This window comes from Paraburkholderia sediminicola (assembly GCF_046027825.1).
Taxonomy (GTDB): domain Bacteria; phylum Pseudomonadota; class Gammaproteobacteria; order Burkholderiales; family Burkholderiaceae; genus Paraburkholderia; species Paraburkholderia sediminicola_D.
The window spans coordinates 1-17,631 of the sequence record NZ_JAQQDU010000091.1 but is presented as its reverse complement, the minus strand read 5'-3'; the positions used below and the strand labels follow the sequence as shown (position 1 = coordinate 17,631).

Below are 17,631 nucleotides of genomic sequence, written 5' to 3'. Positions count from 1 at the left end.
GCGCGAAAGCGCGTGCGGCGGCGTGGACCGGTAAACGCAAATTTCAGGCCAGGCGCGTGCGATGGCTGCGAACCGTCCTTGAGCGGCTCGCGGTCCGGCTGCGCATGCCGGTGCACACCGCGAGGACTGGCCGGGCGATGTGCGTGCGAGTGTTGCTCCAGCAGCAGTTGGTCGAAGCGGTGTTGCGCCAGCAACACGCGCGGTGCTGATGCAGCAGCTTGCGCACGGTCGGCACGCGCCCGGAGCGATGCGAGCCAAAGCGGCCGCATTAGTCGTGGCCATGGCGCATTGCGTGCCAATCGAAGACCTGTCCATTGCTATTGGCATAGGCCGTGCTTAGAGAGGTGCCGAACCGGTTGCGGCACGCGTCGTCGCGTGACCGACCTGACGCTTAAACCAAGGAGAACAGATCAATGGCTGTCGAATTTCTGTGGCGCTTGCCGATGCACGGCGATGGCAGACGCGCACACGACCGGCACACCCGTGGCGAGTGGAACAACCAGACGGCCTCGCGCGTCGCGCCGAAAACGGATAGCGACGATTTTGCCTACATCGACTATCTGTCCCAGGTGGCGCGCGCAGCGGACCTGGTCGGCTTTCATGGTGCCTTGATTCCAATCTTCCGCTTTACCGAGGAGCCGTGGGTGGTGGCCGCGGCGCTGGCGCGCGAGACCCGCAATCTGCGTTTGCTGATCGCGATGCAGCCCTGGTTCCTGCATCCGGCGTATGCCGCACAAATGGCGGCCAGCCTGCAGCGGATCAGTCGCGGCCGCGTGGAGTGGAACATCGTGACGGGCGGTGGCGGGGCGGATCAGCGCGCGTACGGGGACTTTATCGATCACGACAGCCGTTACGCCCGTACCGATGAATTCCTCGATGTGGTGAAGGGCTATTCCACGGGCACACCCTACACGCACAAGGGCCAGTTTTATCAGATCGAAGAAGGCGGTTTGGTCGCGCCGCTCTCCAGCCAGCCTGTGCCGCGTATCTATCTGGCCGGCGCCAGCGACGCCGCGATGGCGGTGGCCGCCAAACACGGCGACGTGCATTTGAGCTGGGGCGAACCGCTTGCCAAACAGAAGGAAGTGATCGACCGCGCGCGCCGGGCCCTCGACGCACAGAACGCCGAGCGCGATCTGCGCTTCGGCATGCGTATCGACATCCTCGCGCGCGAAACGGAAGAACAGGCGTGGGCCGAATTGCGGCAGATGTTCGCCACCGTCAGCGACGCGACGCAACTGGGTGGCACGCGGCGCACGGTCGGTGCCGGCGATTCGGAGTCGGTCGGCGCGAAGCGGCAGTTCGCGCTTCACCAGGGCAACACCCAGCATTTCGACGATCTGATCGTCGGGCCGAACCTGTGGGCCGGTATGTCGAAGATTCGCGGTGGCCCCGGCTGCGTGATCGTGGGTAGCCACGAGCAGGTCGCGGAGCGGCTCGCCGAGTACGTGGACATCGGCGTCTCGACCTTCATTCTGGCGAGCAACCCGCATCTGGAGGAAGCGTACCGCGTCGGCGAGGAGGTCCTGCCGCTGGTGGCGGGGGCGATCGACGCGCGTAGAACCGCGGCGGCGTTGCGGGTCGCGCTCGCCTAAGCCAGCGGCGATCCTTCACACAACGGTGATCAGCTCCGTGCACAACAACAACCAAGGAATTCAACGATGAGTACAACCGTTGCGCAAGCCGCGACGTCCACTGCACTGTGGTACACCCGCTGTCCCGTGCCGACCGCGCTCGGTATTGCGGTTCACCGAGGCTGGTTCGACGAGGAGTTCGGACCGGACGGCATCACCCTGAATTCGCTGCAGGAGACCCGCGAGCCTGCCAAACGCGAGTCGCATTTCGATCACAGCCTGCCGTCCTCGTTTCGCCAGGGCGGCAATATTCCGGCGCTGTGGGCGCGTTCGCGCGGCGCGGCAACGCGCGTGGTCGGCCTTTCGTGGACCAATGAATTCCAGGCCATCGTCACACTGCCGGGCAGTGGCATTCGCCATGCGCGCGATCTGCGTGGACGGCGTCTGGGCCTGCCGCGGCACGCGATCAGTATCGACTTCTGGCGCGCTGCGGCACTCAAAGGTTTTCTTACCGCGCTCGAACTCGAAGGCCTCGGGCATAGCGACGCGCAGTGGGTCGATCTACCCGAGCCGAATCGCGACGAGGGCGAAGCGCGGATTGCGATCGCCAAGCTTGGGCAGGCGCCAGGTAATGGATCGCCGTTTCGCGGGCCGCATGAGTACGGGCTCGAAGTGGCGGCGCTGATGCGCGGCGACGTCGATGCGATTTTCGTCAAGGGTGTGGCCGGGCTGGAAACCGTGCATCTGATCGACGGCCACGTGGTGATCGATCTGGGCGCGCATCCCGATCCGTTGGTGCGCATCGGTAACGGCACGCCGCGCACGTTGACGGTGGATCAGGCGCTCATCGACGGACGCCCCGATCTGGTCAGCCGGTTCGTGTCGGTGGTGGTGGCCGCTGGCGACTGGGCAACGAAGCATGCGGCCGAGACCGTGGCCTACATTGGCCGTGAAACGCGTTCGTCCGACGAGTGGGTGCGCTACGCGTATGGCAGCGAAGTGCATCGGCATCTGGAAACCAACCTCTCGCAGACCTCGATCGACGGTCTCGTGGCATTCAAGGACTTCCTGTTCGAATGGGGCTTCCTCGAGCACGACTTCGATGCGCGCGCATGGATCGAGCCGCAGCCGTACGCCGAGGTGTCGAAGTATCGCCGTGCGTGGGTTGCCTAGTGTGAGGCGCCCTCGCGCAGTGCGCAAACCAGTAAGGAGTGAACCGTGACGTTTCTGACTATGGAGGGCTCGGGTACGCATGCGCGGCGCCATGCGGCGCGCTGGAGCGGCTCGCCGGCGCGCCGTTCCGACGTGCCGGCGGTTACGCCGTCGCCGCGGCCGCGTGCGGAGGAGCGTGAGGCAGGAGCGACACGTAGGACATGGTGCGAGATCGGCGCCGCCGCGCTGCTGATCCTCGCGTTGCACGCGGGATTCGTGCTGGTGGCGCGGTACGGGCATGTCGCGCCGCTCGCGCCCGTCGTGCCGCCCAAACCGCTGCCGATGACGGTTGAACTGACGCGACCACCCGTGCCGTTGCCGCAGGCGAAGCAGGCGCCGCCGCCCGTGCCGCAGCCTGCCAGGCCGCAAGCACAAACGTCGCGCCCGCTGACGCGCGCCCCGGTGGCTAAACCCGCGCCCGCTGCGACACCGCTCGTGACGCCGCCGCCGCAAGCGACGACACCGGCCGACACAGCGGCCACGCACGTGCCTGCGCCAGCTACTCCGGCGCCCGCCACGCCAGCCGCGCCGGTGGCTGAAACCGCGCCGATCGGCAACGCCGCGTATCTGCACAACCCGGCGCCCGACTATCCACCGATCGCGCAAGACCAGGGATGGGAAGGGCGCGTGCTGCTGCGCGTGCATGTGCTGCCGGACGGCAAGCCTGACTCGGTCGATATCAGGACCAGCAGCGGCCGCAAGATGCTCGACGAGGCCGCGTTGGCGGCGGTCCGGCGCTGGATTTTCGTGCCGGCGAAACGGGGAGAAGAAGCGGTCGACGGCTGGGTCAACGTGCCTATCGACTTCAAACTGGGCTGAAGCGTGCCGTCCGCATGACGGGCGAATCGCGCGCTTTCTGTTCAAAACCGAATCTTAATTTCGAACCGAATCTTGAACTAATAGGAACCGATCATCATGAATGGCATTTCAACGACTTTCATCGTGCAGGGCGCGCTTTGGCTACTGGGGATTTTCTCGGTGGTGACGTGGACCCTCATTGTCGTTAAGGCTGTGCAAAGCGTGCGCGCGAGCGTGCAGAGCCGGCGCTTCGCGAAACAATTCTGGGCGGCCAGCAGCTTCCAGGCGGCGGCCGCGCTGGAACCCGGCGTGAGTCCGGTGGGCCGCGTTGCCGCAACCGGTTTCGAGACCTTGCAACGTGCCGACGAAGGCAATGGTCAGGACCTCGAACATAGCTGGAGCCGCCACGATCTGCTGGAACGCCACTTGCGCCAGCAAATCCAGAACGAGCGCCGCCGTCTCGAAGCAGGTCTCGCCGTACTCGCGTCGATCGGCAGTACCGCGCCGTTTGTCGGCCTGTTCGGTACCGTGTTCGGCATCATTCACGCGCTGACGGCGATCACGCACAGCGCGTCGGCCAGTATCGACGTGGTGGCGGGGCCGATCGGCGAGGCGCTGGTGGCAACCGGTATCGGTATCGCGGTCGCGGTGCCGGCGGTGCTTGCCTACAACTTCTTCGTCCGCCGGGTGAAAGCGGCCTCTGCCGATCTCGATGGTTTCGCAACCGACTTCGTCACGCTCGCGCAGAAAGCCGGATTCCGCGTGCAGGGCGTAGCCACCCGTGCGCAGCCGGGCCTGAAAGCCGTCAACGAGGCGTTCGCATAATGGCCTTCTCAACCTCTTCCGATAACGACGACGTGCTGAGCGAAATCAACATCACACCGCTCGTCGACGTGATGCTGGTGCTGCTGGTCGCGTTTATCGTCACCGCGCCGCTGCTCAATAAAGCGGTACATGTGAACCTGCCGAAAACGGTCGCCACCGCGCCAGCCGATCAGAAGCCGGCTGTCACCGTCAGTGTGGACGCGAAGGGCGTGGTGTACCTCGACAAGCGGCCCACCGATCTGCGTCTGATCGGCGCCGAGCTGTCGGCGCTCAAGGTGAACAACCCGGACGTCGCGCTCAACCTGCAGGCCGATGAGGGCGTGCCCTATGGGACCGTGGCCAAGCTGATGGCGGCGATCGAGCACGCGGGCATCAGCAAGCTGTCGGTATTGACGGCCAACAATGGCTAATCACGGTCATTCCATGATCTCGTGACCTCGCGACTCCTTACCGGAACAACTCATGAGCACTTCGGTTTCAGACAACATCCAGTCGATCTGGTACACGCGCTGTCCGGTGCCGACGCCGCTCGGCATCGCCGCGCATCTCGGCTGGCTCGATGACGAATTCGCGCGCGACGGCATTACCGTGCGCTCGTTGCAGGAAACGCAGCATGCCTCGCTGCGCGCTTCGCACGTCGATCACACGCTGGACAATTCATTTCGCCAGGGTGGCAGCATCCCGGCGTTGTGGGCGCGCTCGGCCGGGGCCGATACCCGGGTGATCGCGCTGACGTGGGTGGACGAGGCGCAGGCGATCGTCGCGCTGCCCGATTCAGGCATCCGCTCGGCGAAGGACTTGCGCGGCCGTCGCGTGGGTTTGCCAAAGCGAGCGGGCGAGAAGATCGATATTTTTCGTGCGGCGGCGCTGCGCGGTTTTGTTAGCGTGCTGGCTCTCGACGGATTGTCCGCGCGCGATGTCGAACTGGTCGACGTGGCGGCGGCCAATGTGCGCGAACGTGCGGATGGCGGCGCCTTGCCCGCGGCGTCGTTCAGCAATCCGGGCAGTGTCAGCAGCCGCCGTCTCTATTCCGCGGAAATCGCGGCGCTGGTGCGGGGTGAAGTCGATGCGATCTATGTGAAGGGCTCACTCGGGCTGGAGAGTGCCTACCTGATCGGCGCGCGGGTCGTGGTCGACATTGGCTTTCATCCGGAGCCGAAGGTCCGCATCAATAACGGCTCGCCGCGGCCGTTGACCGTCAATGCGGCCACGCTCGACAACCATCCTGAGATCGTCAGCCGCTTTCTGGCGCGCGTGATCGACGTGGACGGCTGGGCGCGCGAGCATAAGCAGGAAGTGCTCGGCTATCTGGGCCGGGAGACCGGTTCGGGCGACGACTGGCTGCGGCTCGCTTATGGCGACGACGTGCATCAACGCCTGCGTACCGATCTCGACGACACATCGATTGCCGCACTCGACGATTTCAAGGGTTTCCTCGTGGAGTGGGGATTTCTGCCGGCGGATTTCGATATCCACGCCTGGATCGATTCGCGCGCGCTGGCGCAATCGCATCGTTATACGGCATCGCGATAGTTTGTGAGCCGTTTAGACCGTCGGCGTTTATTCTTCTGAACCGATTCGTCATCCTGATGGTATGCATCGGATAGTTTTGTCCGGGCAGTAGCCACATCGCCACCCGTGTTGGGGTGCTGCATACGCAACACCCCAACACCACCTCACGGGTGCGTCAGCAACAATCCCCGCTCACTTCGTTCACGCAACCCTTGTGTGACGGACCGCTTCGCCTGGCATCCGACTTGCAATAGAGAACACCATGCGTGCCGCATCGCTCGCGCACTAAGACGGGATCTCGGTTGCGGGCGCAATCAAACAACAATTGAATAAGGATAGCGAAGTCAATGTTCAAGAGAAAAACACTCGTCGTCGCGCTCGGGGGAGTGCTTGCCGGTGGTGTGCTGATAGCGCCGGCATGGGCTGCGGATAACGCGGCAGCCGATGCGCCAGTCGAAGCATCCGGTGCAACCGTACAGGCGAAGCCGAAAGCGAAGCGCGCGGATAAGGCCACGGCCGACACGAATCTGGGAACGGTCACGGTCACCGCGCGCCGCCGCAAGGAGAGTATTCAGGAAGTGCCGGTCGCCGTTACCGCGTTGAGCGGTGACAGCATCAAGAGCAACGAATTGCGGGTGGTCAACGACATCACCAAGTACGTGCCGAACTTCACGGCGCAGTCTACCGAAGGACGCGAACGGCCACGCTGGTTCCTGCGCGGTGTCGGCAGCAACGATCCGTCGGATCTGTCGCTGAGCCCGATTGGCGTCTACTTCGACGACGTTTATATCAACAGCGTATTCGGCCAGGGTTTCCCGCTCTTCGACCTCGCCCAGATCGAAGTGTTGCGCGGCCCGCAGGGCACGCTGTGGGGCAAGAATACAATCGGCGGCGCGGTCAGTCTGACCTCGCAGAAACCGACCTTCGACGTGGACGGTTACGGCAAGGTCGGCTTCGGCCAATACAATAGCCGGCTCGCCGAAGCCGCGATTGGTGGCCCGATTGGTAGCAACGACGTGCTGGCGGCGCGCATCTCGGTGTATCACGAGAATGCCGACAGCTTTTACACCAATACGGTGGACGGCGGCCGCTTTGGCGGCTTCCACGACAATGCGGTGCGCTTCCAGGTGCTCGCGGTGCCGACCTCGGATTCAGATTTCCTGCTGAACATCCACGGCCGCAACTACACCGGCGGTGGCGACCCATGGCACGCCCAAGGGGCCGGGCCGGGCGGTGCGAACCAGTTCGGTTTCGTCGGGTCGAGCGATCCGTACACGGTGTCGTTGAATGCACCGTCGAGCGATCATATTGCCTCTTACGGCGGCTCGTTGACTGCGCATTGGCATATCAACAGCGCCCTGACGTTGACCTCGATTACCGCGCTGGAAGGCCTGAATCGCTGGTATCAGGACGATGAAGACTACTCGCCTGACTATGACGCGCGTTCCCACGATACGCTCGCGTCGCATCAGTTTTCACAGGAGTTCCGTCTTGAATCGCCGCAGAACGAACGCCTGAGCTGGATCGCCGGTACGCACTTCTTCACCGAGGAACTGAGCGAGGAAGGCGCTGGCGGCGGTTTGCCGGATTCGCCCGGCGGCGCGGCTTCAACCTTTTACCACCTGACCGACCTGACCCAGCACACGCAAAGCGCCGCCGTGTTCGGCAGCGTGAAGTATCGCTTCACCGATCGCTTCAACCTGACCGGCGGTCTGCGCTATACGATTGAACGCAAGACGATCAACCTGACCGGCTTGCAGAATACCGGCCCGGTTTCGTTCAGTGATCTGAACAACTGGTGGGATCCATCGTCGATTACGTCGCCGCTCGCGGTGAGCGCGCGGCAGAATCAGACCAACACGTGGCGCGCGCCGACGTGGGACTTGACGCCTGAATACGAAATCAGCAACAACGTGCGTGCATATGTGCGCTATGCACGTGGCTTCCGCTCGGGTGGCTACAACGGCAGTGCGTATACGCAAAGTACGGTGTCGACGGTGACGCCTGAGTATCTGACCGACTACGAGGTGGGTATCAAGAGCGAATGGTTCGACAAGCGCCTGACCGCTAACGCAAGCGTCTTCCATTACGACTATCGCGACATTCAGGTATTTGCGCTCGCGCCGAACCCGTTAGGCGGCGCACCGGTGTCGACCTTGTCGAACGCGGGGCAGGGCCGTGCCGATGGTTTCGAACTCGAATTGAAGGCGCAGCCGATCAACAGCCTCTATCTGTTTGCCAATCTCGGGCTGCTGAACACGCGCTTCACTGAGTTTGCCAACGTGCCGACCGCGGTGGGTAACTCGTTCGCACGCTCGCCACACACCACAATCGATGTAGGCGGTGAGTACCGCGTGCCGCTGGCGGTGGGGTCGATTGCGGTAGGCGGCGATATCAACTATCGCAGCACCGAGTATTTCAGCGCAACGCGTCAAACCATACCGCAGTTGTGTCAGGCGGGTTATACGGTGATGAACGCGCATGTGTCGTATACGTCGTCGAATCAGAAATACATTCTGACCGGCTATGTGACGAACCTGACCAACAAGGTCTATAAAAAGCTGGAGTTGCTGCCGTCTTATGGCGCGTATCCGGTCCTGTATGGCGATCCGCGTGTCTTCGGTTTGACGTTTACGGCGAAGATCTGATCGGGCGTTAGCGTGGCGTGCAGCCCGGCCGAAGCAGGGCTGCACGCTTCGTCATTCTCGTCGGAATAGGGCGTCCATCGTCATTTCATCACTTCGCGAGGCGTGCCCGCACGGTGTACTCGCCTTCGTCACCCTCGTCTTCCGACATATGGGCCATCGCCGTATTGAAGTCGGGCGGCAGCGGCTCGACCGGATAACCGCGTTTTTCCCACGCATCGAGGCCGCCCTTGAGCGCCTTGACGTGATGGATATTCTTTCGATGAAGCTGCTCGACGATCCGCTTGGCCGTCGCTTCGTTAGGGCACACGCAATAGACGACAATCGGCCGCTTCAGTAACTCGGGATGCAGTGGCTCGGGTGAATCGAGATCCAGCATCTGCGCGCCCGCAATCCGGTGTGATTCTTTCGCGCGGATGCTGTGCGGCCGCGCGTCGAGGATAAGCGGCGGCTCATTGGACTTCATCAGTTCGTCGAGTTGCTCCGGCGAGATGCGCACATGCGCGAGCCAGCGGCGAAACTGCCAGCGGCGCACAAAGCGATAGAGGAGCGCGGCAATGAAGATCGCCGCGAACGCGTCGAAGATTGTGCCGCCGTTGTTGCGCACGAGTAGAACGAGTTGCACGATCTGATCGTGAAGTGCCGCGCCGCCGATCACCCAGACGCTGGCCCACAGCGCCGCGCCGACAGAATCCCACAGCAGAAACACGCCGACGTTGATTGGCGTTGTGCCGAGCAGCGGAGCTGAGATCAGACCGAGGCCGGGCAGGAACTTCGCGACGGTGAGAATTGGCGCGCCGTACCGTTCATAGGTATTGCGTGCAACGCGTACGGTGGTGTCGAGCGAGAGCGAGAAGCGCACCAGATGATTCAGCAACCGGCGCCCGTAGGTCCGCCCCGTGAAGAACCACAGCGAGTCCGCAATCAGTGTCGCGCAGACGGCGGCGCCAATGACGCTGGCGTAAGAGGTCTGTCCCATGGCGGCCATCGTTCCGCCGAGGATCAGCATCGGCGCCGCCGGAATCGGCAGGCCGAGTTGCGTGACGAGCACGCTCATGAACACGGCCCAGACGCCCAGCGAGGGTGGAATAGCAACCGGAAAATGCCACACAACCACGCTCCTCTTGAGCCAGTGAAAGGGTTTGAAACAGTCCGTGCCCAGTCCGCACCCAGACGGCCCGCATTGCGCGCTCATCGTGCAGGTTCGGTTCCGGCCGGACCGCAGCCAGCCGCGCGGTGCATTCAGCCGACCGGTACGAGCGCAGCAGTACGAGTGCGAATTTAAGCACAGGTTGACCAAAGGGCGCTGCGGAGCGGGCCGAAAGCCTTCAAAATTTCAAGGGAATGGGGGAGGTTGGACGTGTGGGGGGCGGGCGAGTGACGCGTATCCGCATGGTGCAGGCAGTGTTCCGCGCCACGGTTGCTACAATCGTCTTACACCTACAGCTATACCGGAGACACCGCATGGCAACCCTTCAGCCGATCAGCCGCTACCCCGTGCCTGAGCCGGGCGAGTGGCCGGACGACATCCGCGCCCGCATCCTCGAAGTGCAGGAGAAAGCCGGTTTTGTCCCGAACGTATTTCTGACACTGGCGCACCGGCCGGATGAATTCCGCGCTTTTTTTGCTTATCACGACGCGTTGATGCTGAAAGAGGGCGGCTTAACCAAAGGCGAGCGCGAGATGATCGTCGTCGCCACGAGCGCCGTGAATCAGTGCCTGTATTGCGTGGTCGCGCACGGGGCGATTCTGCGTATTTACGAAAAGGCACCGTTGCTGGCGGATCAGGTGGCCGTCAATCATCGTAAGGCGGATATCACGCCGCGCCAGAAGGCGATGCTCGACTTCGCGCTGAAGGTCTGCCGCGAATCCGGCACCGTCGACGATGCCGACTTTCAGACGCTGCGTGAGCACGGCTTTTCGGATGAAGACGTGTGGGATATCGCGGCCATCACGGCGTTTTTCGGTTTGTCGAACCGGATGGCCAACGTTATTTCAATGCGCCCGAACGACGAGTTCTTTCTGATGGGACGCGTGCCGAAAGCGGCGGCGGATGCGCCGCGAAAATAGCATCGGAGCGCTTGCTGCGGACTCGTGGCGCGCGTGAGAACGGGTGCTCGCGCCGGCCTCACGCAGGCCTCAAGCACGCTAGCCCTCAGGCCCCCGCCGGCTCGGGTCGAATTGAGGGCGTGCCGACAACGGTGTCGTCGATCGGGAAGTGCAGCATCGCGGCGATGAGTCCGGCGACGACCGTTGCTTCCCACAGCAGCGAGTACGAACCGGTCAGATCGAAGACCAGACCGCCTAGCCACGCGCCCAGAAACGAGCCGATCTGGTGACTTAGAAAGCAGACTCCAAAGAGGCTGCCAAGGTGCCGCGTGCCGAACACTTTCGCCACGAGTCCGCTCGTCAGCGGCACGGTCCCGAGCCAGGTCAGACCCATCACGGCCGCGAAGATGACAACCGAAGCTGAGGTCTTCGGCAACAGGAAGAAGGTGCCGATCGTCACACTGCGAATCAGGTAAAGCCAGCCGAGCACATGGTGCTGCCGGAACCGGCCACCGAGCCAGCCACATCCCCAACTGCCCGCCATGTTGAACAGGCCGATCAGTGCGAGCGCCGTTGCGCCCAGCCCGATAGGCATATGACAGAGCGTCAGATATTCGGGCAAATGGGTGGCGATGAACGCAAGTTGAAAGCCACAGGTGAAGAAGCCAAGCGTCAGGAGTCGATATCCGCGATGCCGGGCCGCCTGCGCGAAGACCTTGCGAAGCGACACGGCGGGCGGCTCCTGGACCGGCGTACCGACACTCGCGCGCCGGTCGAGCACGATGCCAAGCGGCGCGATCAGCAGCATCAGGAAGGCCAGCACGAAGAGCGAGGTGGCGATGCCCGAGCTGAGCCGGATGCTTTGCACGAGCGGGATCATCAACACCTGTCCGGCCGAGCCGCCTGCGCTAACCAGCCCCATCGCCATGCTGCGTTTTTCCGGGGAAGCGATGCGGCCAACTGCCGGCAACACCACACCGAACGTCGTGCAACTGACGCCGATGCCGACCAGCAGACCCATGCCGACGATCAGCATCGGGCCCGACGGCGCGACGGCCGCGACGCCCAGGCCCGCGGCGAAGGTCGTTGCGCCGAACGCGACCACCGGCGCCGAGCCATAGCGGTCCCCGGCGGCGCCCGCGAACGGTTGTGCGAAACCCCACACCAGATTGTGCAGCGCAATAGCGAACGCGATCAGCGTGACGGGCAGGCCGCGGTCGAACGAGAATGGCCCGATAAAGAGCCCGAAGGTCTGCCGGATGCCCATGGCGGCGCTCAGAATCAGCGCGCCAGCGATGATCACGAGCGTCGTCTGAGTGAACGGCAAGGTGAAGCGTTTGCTCTGTGTGGTGGACATGGTTCTGATCTCCTTGGACCCCATGGTCGCAGCGAGCGTCAGAAGCGGCAAAAGAAAAGATTTTGACGACAGGTGAGCGCGGCTCACCTGTTCAGGCTGGATGCGGGGTTCAGTGGCTGGCGCGACGCAATTCCGTGTCTGCAGCATCAGATGGCGTGTCGAACTGCTCAGCCTCGCTGAGCACCCACCGCTTGAAGTCGAACAGTTCCGGGCGCTGCTGCGCGCTATCCGCATTTTGCGCGCACACCAGCCAATAAGCGGTGGAGGAGGCGACCGTGTGTGGACTGGCTTCGACGAGTGCGCCGCTCGCAAGATCGCAGTCCACCAGCGGCCGTCTGCCGAGCGCGACGCCGAGGCCCATGCTCGCGGCTTCGAACGCAAGCTGGATCGTATCGACGCGCAAGCCGTCGTTCAATTCGAACCCTTCGATAGCGACCCCGTCTACGGCGACCCCGTCGAGCCATGCCTGCCAGTCCTCGCTCGCCGAGTTCACGTGAATGAGCGTCGCGTGACGCAGATCGACGTTGCCGTGTTCATCGCGCAGACTATCCAGGTAGGCGGGGCTGCACACCGGCACCAGGCGCTCGCCGAACATACGCGTCCAGGCGGTCCCCGCGACCGGGGCGCGGCTCAGGCGAATGGCGAAATCGAAGCCGTCGACGGGAAAGCCGACCTGACGGTGCGATGTATCGACGGTGACGTTTGCCTCCGGGCAGTGCGTGCGAAAGGTGGCGAGGCGCGGCAGCAGCCAGCGCGACGCTAACGTGGGCGCGCAACTCAGCGCGATCGGGCGATTCGCGCGATGGTTCGGAAGGCGCTGCGTGCCGATCGCGATCAGCGAAAACGCTTCGGATACGTACGACAGATAATCGGCGCCCGCCGTCGTGAGCGATATTCCGCGCGGCTCGCGCACGAACAGATCAACCCCGAGTGACTGCTCGAGACCGACGATACCGTGACTGATGGCGCTCGGCGTGACGTTCAGTTCCGCGGCGGCGAGCTTGAAACTCTGATGCCTGCCGGCCGCTTCGAAGAAGCGAAGCGCGGGCAGGGGTGGCAGGCGAAGCGGCATGGTGCATCCCCAAGGTCGGCGCGGCGGGCGCCGTGACGGTGCAATGGCGCGCCGGTGCGCGCATGCTGTTTCGGGAAAGGATACCTTGCAATACGGTTTCGATCGTTGTCCGCGAGTTGTCTGCAGGGTGTTCGTGGGTTGTCCGCTTCCCGTCCGGGTGTCGAACGCAAGCGCTCGAACGCCGTCGCGGACCGGCCGAAAAATAATTCGGCGGCGGTGTCGATATGCCGGCACGCGGTTCGTCGTGACTATGTACGGGCAAAAAATGCGCTTGTGGTTGCGACGCGCGGCGCTGCTATCGTGCCCTTTATCCTTTTTACCGCAAGAGGAGGTGGCTGATGACTGACGTAGACCCATCCGCACAAACGCTGAAACCGGCACGGCTGCTGGCCGACTCGCCTCGCCGTTTTCCGGGCGAGAGCGCGGAATATCGCAGCGCACGCAACAACCTGCTGGCAGAGGAAATCGAGTTGCGTCGTCATATCGAACGCGTGGCCGTGCAACGCCGCGCGCTGCCGCCTGGTGGCGTCGTGCCGCAGGATTATCGTTTCGAGGGCGAGGCAGGCACGGTGACGCTGTCGGAGATGTTCGGTGCGCATGACACGCTCGTCACCTACAACTGGATGTTCGGCCCGCAACGCGCGCGACCCTGTCCGATGTGCACCTCGCTCCTGAGCGCCTACGACGGTGAAATGGCCGACATATTGCAACGCGTGGCATTTGCCGTGATCGGCCGCTCGCCGATCGACAAGCTGGTCGCGTTCAAGAAAGAGCGCGGCTGGCGGCATCTGCGGTTGTATTCGTCGGGCGGCAATACCTTTAACCGCGACTACGCCGCCGAAGACCCGGACGGCGACGATCATCCTGCCTTCAACGTCTTCACGCGTTCAGGCGGCACGGTGCGGCACTTCTGGGCCGATGAGATGGGGCCGTCGACAGCGGACCCGGGCCAGGATCCGCGCGGCGCACCCGATGTGATGCCGATCTGGACGGTGCTCGACATGACGCCTGGCGGGCGCGGCAGTGACTGGTATCCGAAGCTGGAATACGGCGCTGTGCCGGGTTAGCGTGGCTTCGGTGCGCGGCCGCGTCCGGCGCGCGCGGCCGTTGCTTCGCGCACCGCGTCGCGGATGCATTCGGCGACCAGTTCAGAGGCGCGTGTACGCGAAGCGCGCATGGAACGTGCGATGACGAGCGGCTGCCGGATCGTCTCCTCCCGGATTGGCCGTTCGGCGACTGCGGCGGTCACTGCGGCTGCGGGGCTTTGCGTGATTAGCAGCGATACGCCGAGGCCGTTGGCAACCATGCTTCGCACCAGTTCGATCGACGTCGCTCGATAGCGGACTTCCGGCGTCAGCCCACATTGCCAGAACGGCGCCATCAGAAACTCACGGCTGTGCGGTAGATCGATCAGGATCAGCGGCTCTTTGGCCAGGTCGTAAAGTGAAATGCCACCACGCCCTTTTGCCAGCTTCGCATCGGCCGGCACGAGGCCATACGGGCGCAACGAAGCCAGATGTTCGAGTTCTAGCTCGGCCGGCAAGCCTACGTCGTAGGTCAGCGCAAGTTCGATACGGCTGCTCTGCAGCCATTCTTCGAGCTCCACCAGGTTCCCCTCGACAAACCGCACCGACAGGTTGGGAAAGCGAGTACATGCAATGCGCAGCAGCACCGGCAAATAGACCGGGGCCAGTGTACTGAACACACCGATATGCACTTCACCCGAAGCGGCATCGCCGCTGTCGTCCGCCTCGAACGCGTTGGCTGCGGTCAGTAGTTGACGCGCCTCCGCGAGCTTGCGCACCCCGAACCGCGTCAACGTCATCTTCGAGCCGGCATCGCGCGCGAACAGCGCTTCCTGGAACAGCGCTTCGAGTTCGCGGATCGCGACAGAGATTGACGGCTGCGAGACGTTCAACTGCCGGGCCGCTGCCGTTGTGCTGCCGGTTTCCGCCGCCGCCGCGAAATAGCGCAACAAGCGCAGGGAGATACGCATTAAGAAATCCTATAGCCGCTAATTTATTCCGATATTTTACTTGATAGGTGCGGGTGTCGAGAATCGGGGCATCGTTTCTCACAGGAGTTCGCCGTGACCTTTCCCGTCTTGCCGCTTGCTGGCGTGCGTATTGTCGATTTCTCGCGTGTACTGGCCGGGCCGTTCTGCACGGCACTGCTAGGTGATCTGGGCGCCGACGTCATCAAGGTCGAGCCGCCGGGCGGCGACGACTACCGCGCAGTGGGTCCGTTCGCCGATGGCGAGAGCGGGCTGTTCGCGGCGATGAACCGCAATAAGCGCAGTATCGTGATCGATCTGAAAAGCGACGCGGGCCACGAACTGGCACAGACGCTATGTGCCGGCGCCGATGTGGTGGTCGAGAATTTCCGGCCGGGCGTGGCGGACAAGCTGGGAATCGGATATGCGCAACTGAGCGAATGCAATCCGGCGCTTGTCTATGCGAGTGTGTCCGGGTTCGGGCAGACCGGCCCTGAGTCGCATCGTCCGGCGTACGACATTATTTTGCAGGCGATGTGCGGGCTGATGGACGCTACGGGTTCGCCAGACGGTTCGCCGACGCTGGTCGGCGAGTCGGTTTCGGATGTGGTGAGCGGTCTGTTCGCGTCGTGGGGCGTGCTCGCGGCGCTGTTGTCGCGCGAAAAAACGGGCAAAGGCACGCATGTCGACGTCTCGATGTTCGACGCTACCTTGAGCCTTTCAGCAACCCTCGTGGCGCGCTTTGCCGCGACTGGCATTGCGCCGCAGCGGGTGGGCAATCGCCATCCATCGTCGGCACCGTTCGGCGCTTATCGCGCGCAGGACGGCTTCTACGTGGTCGCCGTGTTGAACAACAAACTGTTCGACGCCTTTGCGAATGCAATCGGCGCGCCTCATCTTGCCCGCGATCCGCGCTACGCGAGCGATGCCTCGCGCTGTCTGCACGAGGCGGAATTGCGCGCTTATATCGAAGCGTGGTCGTCGCAATGCTCGGTGGCGGAAGTGAATCGAATCCTCGGCGCCGCCGGCGTTCCCGTCGCACCCATTCGCAACGTGCAGCAAGCGCTCGAGAGCGAGCAGGCCGCAGTTCGCAGCTTGCTCACGAACGTGCCGGGCCGTGAAGGCCGCGCTCAGCTTCTGCCGTCGCAACCCGTGAAGTTTTCCGCGTATGGCGCGAACCGCGTCAGGGTCGCGCCGCAACTGGGCGAGCACACCGCCGAGATCTTGCACGCACAGGGCCTCGACGACGCGCGAATCGCCGAACTGCGCATGCAAGGCGCGCTCGGTCGCGCGCCTTTCGAGCGCGCGCAATCCGCGCCTCTCAATGCATTGAACAAGGAGACCGACCATGCTTAAACGACTCGGCGTCGAACAGAATGACCTGGAAATTGCCAACGCGATTGAACGCTTCGCGCAAAGCGAGCTGGCATCGCGCGCAGCCGAGGTGGACCGCGACGAAATTCCCACGACGCGCTACGTCGGACAGCTCGCCGAACTCGGCGTTATGGGCATGAACCTTCCCGAACGATGGGGGGGTATCGGTGCGTCGCCGGTGGCGATCATCCTCTCGCTGGTCGAGATAGCGAAAGCTTGCGCGGCAACCTCGTCGATGATCGGCGCGCACTATCTCGCAACCGATTCGATTCTGATCGGCGGCAACGACAGCCTGCGCGACCGCTATTTGCCGGAAGCCGCTGCAGGCAAGAAGCTCGGCGCTTTCGCGCTGACCGAACCGCGCGCCGGTTCGAACCCTGCCGACATGGCGACCCGTGCGACGCCCGAAGGCGATGGCTACCGGATTCGTGGCGTCAAGCATTTCATCTCGAACGCGGACGCGGCCGACTTCATCGTCGTTTATGCGAAGACTGATCCGGATGCGGGCACGCGGGGCATTAGTGCGTTCGTGGTCGACCGGCACAGCACGGGTGTGAAGGTCGCGCCCGCCGAAAAGCTGATGGGGATTCGCGGCGCACCGGCCCACGAGATTGCCTTCGACTGTTTCGTGCCGGCGGCGAATTGCCTCGGGCCGGAAGGCACGGGCTTTCGCACCGCGATGAAGGTGCTCGATAACAGCCGTCTCGACGTCGCCGCAACGAGTCTCGGGATCGCTGAGGCGGCGCTCGCGAGCGCGGTGGATTGGGCCAAGCAGCGTCAGGTAGGTGGCGAGCCCCTTTCACGTAAGCAAGGTTTGCAATGGATGTTCGCCGATATGAAGACCCGGCTCGAAGCGTCCTGGCTTCTGACTTTGCAGGCGGCTGTGCGGCGCGCGGCGGGCGAATCGTTCACTGATTACGCGTCGATGGCGAAGCTGTATGCGTCGGAAACGGTCGGCTTTATCACCGACACCGCGTTACAGATTCATGGCGGCTACGGCTTCACACGCGAGATGCCGCTCGAGCGGCTGACGCGCGACGCGAGAATTTTGCGCATCTATGAAGGATCGTCGGAGATCCAGCGCACCGTGATTGCGCGAATGGTGTTGGCCTGATCGGTTGAACGATTGCGAGAGGAGAGGGACATGAAGGTGCTGGTGGCGGTGAAGCGAGTGGTCGATTACAACGTGAAAGTCCGGGTGAAATCGGACGGCACGGGCG

15 protein-coding genes and 1 pseudogene are annotated in these 17,631 nt (G+C 63.3%); 12 read left to right on the top strand and 4 right to left on the bottom strand.

Annotated elements, in window-relative coordinates:
- The first annotated feature begins 413 nt into the window (after window positions 1–413).
- The 7 genes from PQQ96_RS33620 to PQQ96_RS33590 all read left to right on the top strand — a co-directional run bounded on the left by PQQ96_RS33620 (window position 414) and on the right by PQQ96_RS33590 (window position 8,569).
- Complete coding sequence (locus PQQ96_RS33620) at window positions 414–1,595, top strand: LLM class flavin-dependent oxidoreductase (protein WP_408300509.1); 1,182 nt, start codon at window positions 414–416, stop codon at window positions 1,593–1,595.
- Window positions 1,596–1,661: 66 nt separating this feature from the next.
- Entirely contained in the window at window positions 1,662–2,747 is a 1,086-nt protein-coding gene (locus tag PQQ96_RS33615) for an ABC transporter substrate-binding protein (RefSeq protein WP_408300507.1), read from the top strand.
- A 45-nt stretch (window positions 2,748–2,792) separates the two neighbouring features.
- On the top strand, window positions 2,793–3,605 hold the full coding sequence (locus PQQ96_RS33610; protein ID WP_408300505.1) for an energy transducer TonB: 813 nt from the start codon (window positions 2,793–2,795) through the stop codon (window positions 3,603–3,605).
- Window positions 3,606–3,701: 96 nt separating this feature from the next.
- Window positions 3,702–4,409, top strand: coding sequence for a MotA/TolQ/ExbB proton channel family protein (locus PQQ96_RS33605; protein WP_408300503.1), 708 nt, complete (start codon window positions 3,702–3,704; stop codon window positions 4,407–4,409).
- Window positions 4,409–4,819, top strand: coding sequence for an ExbD/TolR family protein (locus PQQ96_RS33600; protein WP_408300501.1), 411 nt, complete (start codon window positions 4,409–4,411; stop codon window positions 4,817–4,819). The genes PQQ96_RS33605 and PQQ96_RS33600 overlap by 1 nt, the downstream gene beginning before the upstream one ends.
- A gap of 52 nt (window positions 4,820–4,871) precedes the next feature.
- Complete coding sequence (locus PQQ96_RS33595; RefSeq protein ID WP_408300499.1) at window positions 4,872–5,942, top strand: ABC transporter substrate-binding protein; 1,071 nt, start codon at window positions 4,872–4,874, stop codon at window positions 5,940–5,942.
- A 326-nt stretch (window positions 5,943–6,268) separates the two neighbouring features.
- Window positions 6,269–8,569 (top strand): TonB-dependent receptor, encoded by a 2,301-nt coding sequence (locus PQQ96_RS33590; RefSeq protein ID WP_408300497.1) that lies wholly within the window; start codon window positions 6,269–6,271, stop codon window positions 8,567–8,569.
- A gap of 88 nt (window positions 8,570–8,657) precedes the next feature.
- Here the strand turns inward: PQQ96_RS33590 and PQQ96_RS33585 are convergent, their stop codons facing one another.
- A complete protein-coding gene (locus tag PQQ96_RS33585; RefSeq protein ID WP_408300495.1) occupies window positions 8,658–9,677 on the bottom strand; it encodes a VTT domain-containing protein in 1,020 nt (339 codons plus the stop codon).
- A gap of 353 nt (window positions 9,678–10,030) precedes the next feature.
- On the opposite strand from PQQ96_RS33585, the gene PQQ96_RS33580 reads away from it, so the two are divergent.
- Complete coding sequence (locus PQQ96_RS33580) at window positions 10,031–10,636, top strand: peroxidase-related enzyme (protein ID WP_408300493.1); 606 nt, start codon at window positions 10,031–10,033, stop codon at window positions 10,634–10,636.
- Between the two features lie 85 nt (window positions 10,637–10,721).
- Here PQQ96_RS33580 and PQQ96_RS33575 read toward each other — a convergent pair whose 3' ends face one another.
- Together PQQ96_RS33575 and PQQ96_RS33570 are read right to left on the bottom strand one after the other, a co-directional pair.
- Window positions 10,722–11,972: an MFS transporter gene (locus PQQ96_RS33575; RefSeq protein ID WP_408300491.1), complete on the bottom strand. Its 1,251-nt coding sequence runs from the start codon at window positions 11,970–11,972 to the stop codon at window positions 10,722–10,724.
- 109 nt (window positions 11,973–12,081) lie between these two features.
- Window positions 12,082–13,044: a LysR substrate-binding domain-containing protein gene (locus tag PQQ96_RS33570; protein WP_408300489.1), complete on the bottom strand. Its 963-nt coding sequence runs from the start codon at window positions 13,042–13,044 to the stop codon at window positions 12,082–12,084.
- Between the two features lie 338 nt (window positions 13,045–13,382).
- Between PQQ96_RS33570 and PQQ96_RS33565 the strand changes: the two genes are divergently transcribed.
- Entirely contained in the window at window positions 13,383–14,111 is a 729-nt protein-coding gene (locus PQQ96_RS33565; RefSeq protein ID WP_408300487.1) for a DUF899 family protein, read from the top strand.
- Here PQQ96_RS33565 and PQQ96_RS33560 read toward each other — a convergent pair.
- Window positions 14,108–15,040: a LysR family transcriptional regulator gene (locus PQQ96_RS33560; RefSeq protein ID WP_408300485.1), complete on the bottom strand. Its 933-nt coding sequence runs from the start codon at window positions 15,038–15,040 to the stop codon at window positions 14,108–14,110. The genes PQQ96_RS33565 and PQQ96_RS33560 overlap by 4 nt on opposite strands.
- 93 nt (window positions 15,041–15,133) lie before the next feature.
- On the opposite strand from PQQ96_RS33560, the gene PQQ96_RS33555 reads away from it, so the two are divergent.
- The 3 genes and pseudogenes from PQQ96_RS33555 to PQQ96_RS33545 all read left to right on the top strand — a co-directional run.
- The gene (locus PQQ96_RS33555) at window positions 15,134–16,393 is read left to right on the top strand and encodes a CaiB/BaiF CoA transferase family protein (RefSeq protein WP_408300483.1); all 1,260 of its coding nucleotides are present in this window, start codon (window positions 15,134–15,136) and stop codon (window positions 16,391–16,393) included.
- Window positions 16,386–17,525 carry an acyl-CoA dehydrogenase family protein gene (locus PQQ96_RS33550; RefSeq protein ID WP_408300481.1) on the top strand — a complete coding sequence of 380 codons (1,140 nt, stop codon included), beginning with the start codon at window positions 16,386–16,388 and terminating at the stop codon, window positions 17,523–17,525. Before PQQ96_RS33555 ends, PQQ96_RS33550 begins: the two co-directional genes overlap by 8 nt.
- A 30-nt stretch (window positions 17,526–17,555) precedes the next feature.
- Window positions 17,556–17,631, top strand: a pseudogene (locus tag PQQ96_RS33545) (electron transfer flavoprotein subunit beta/FixA family protein); the annotation flags it as partial.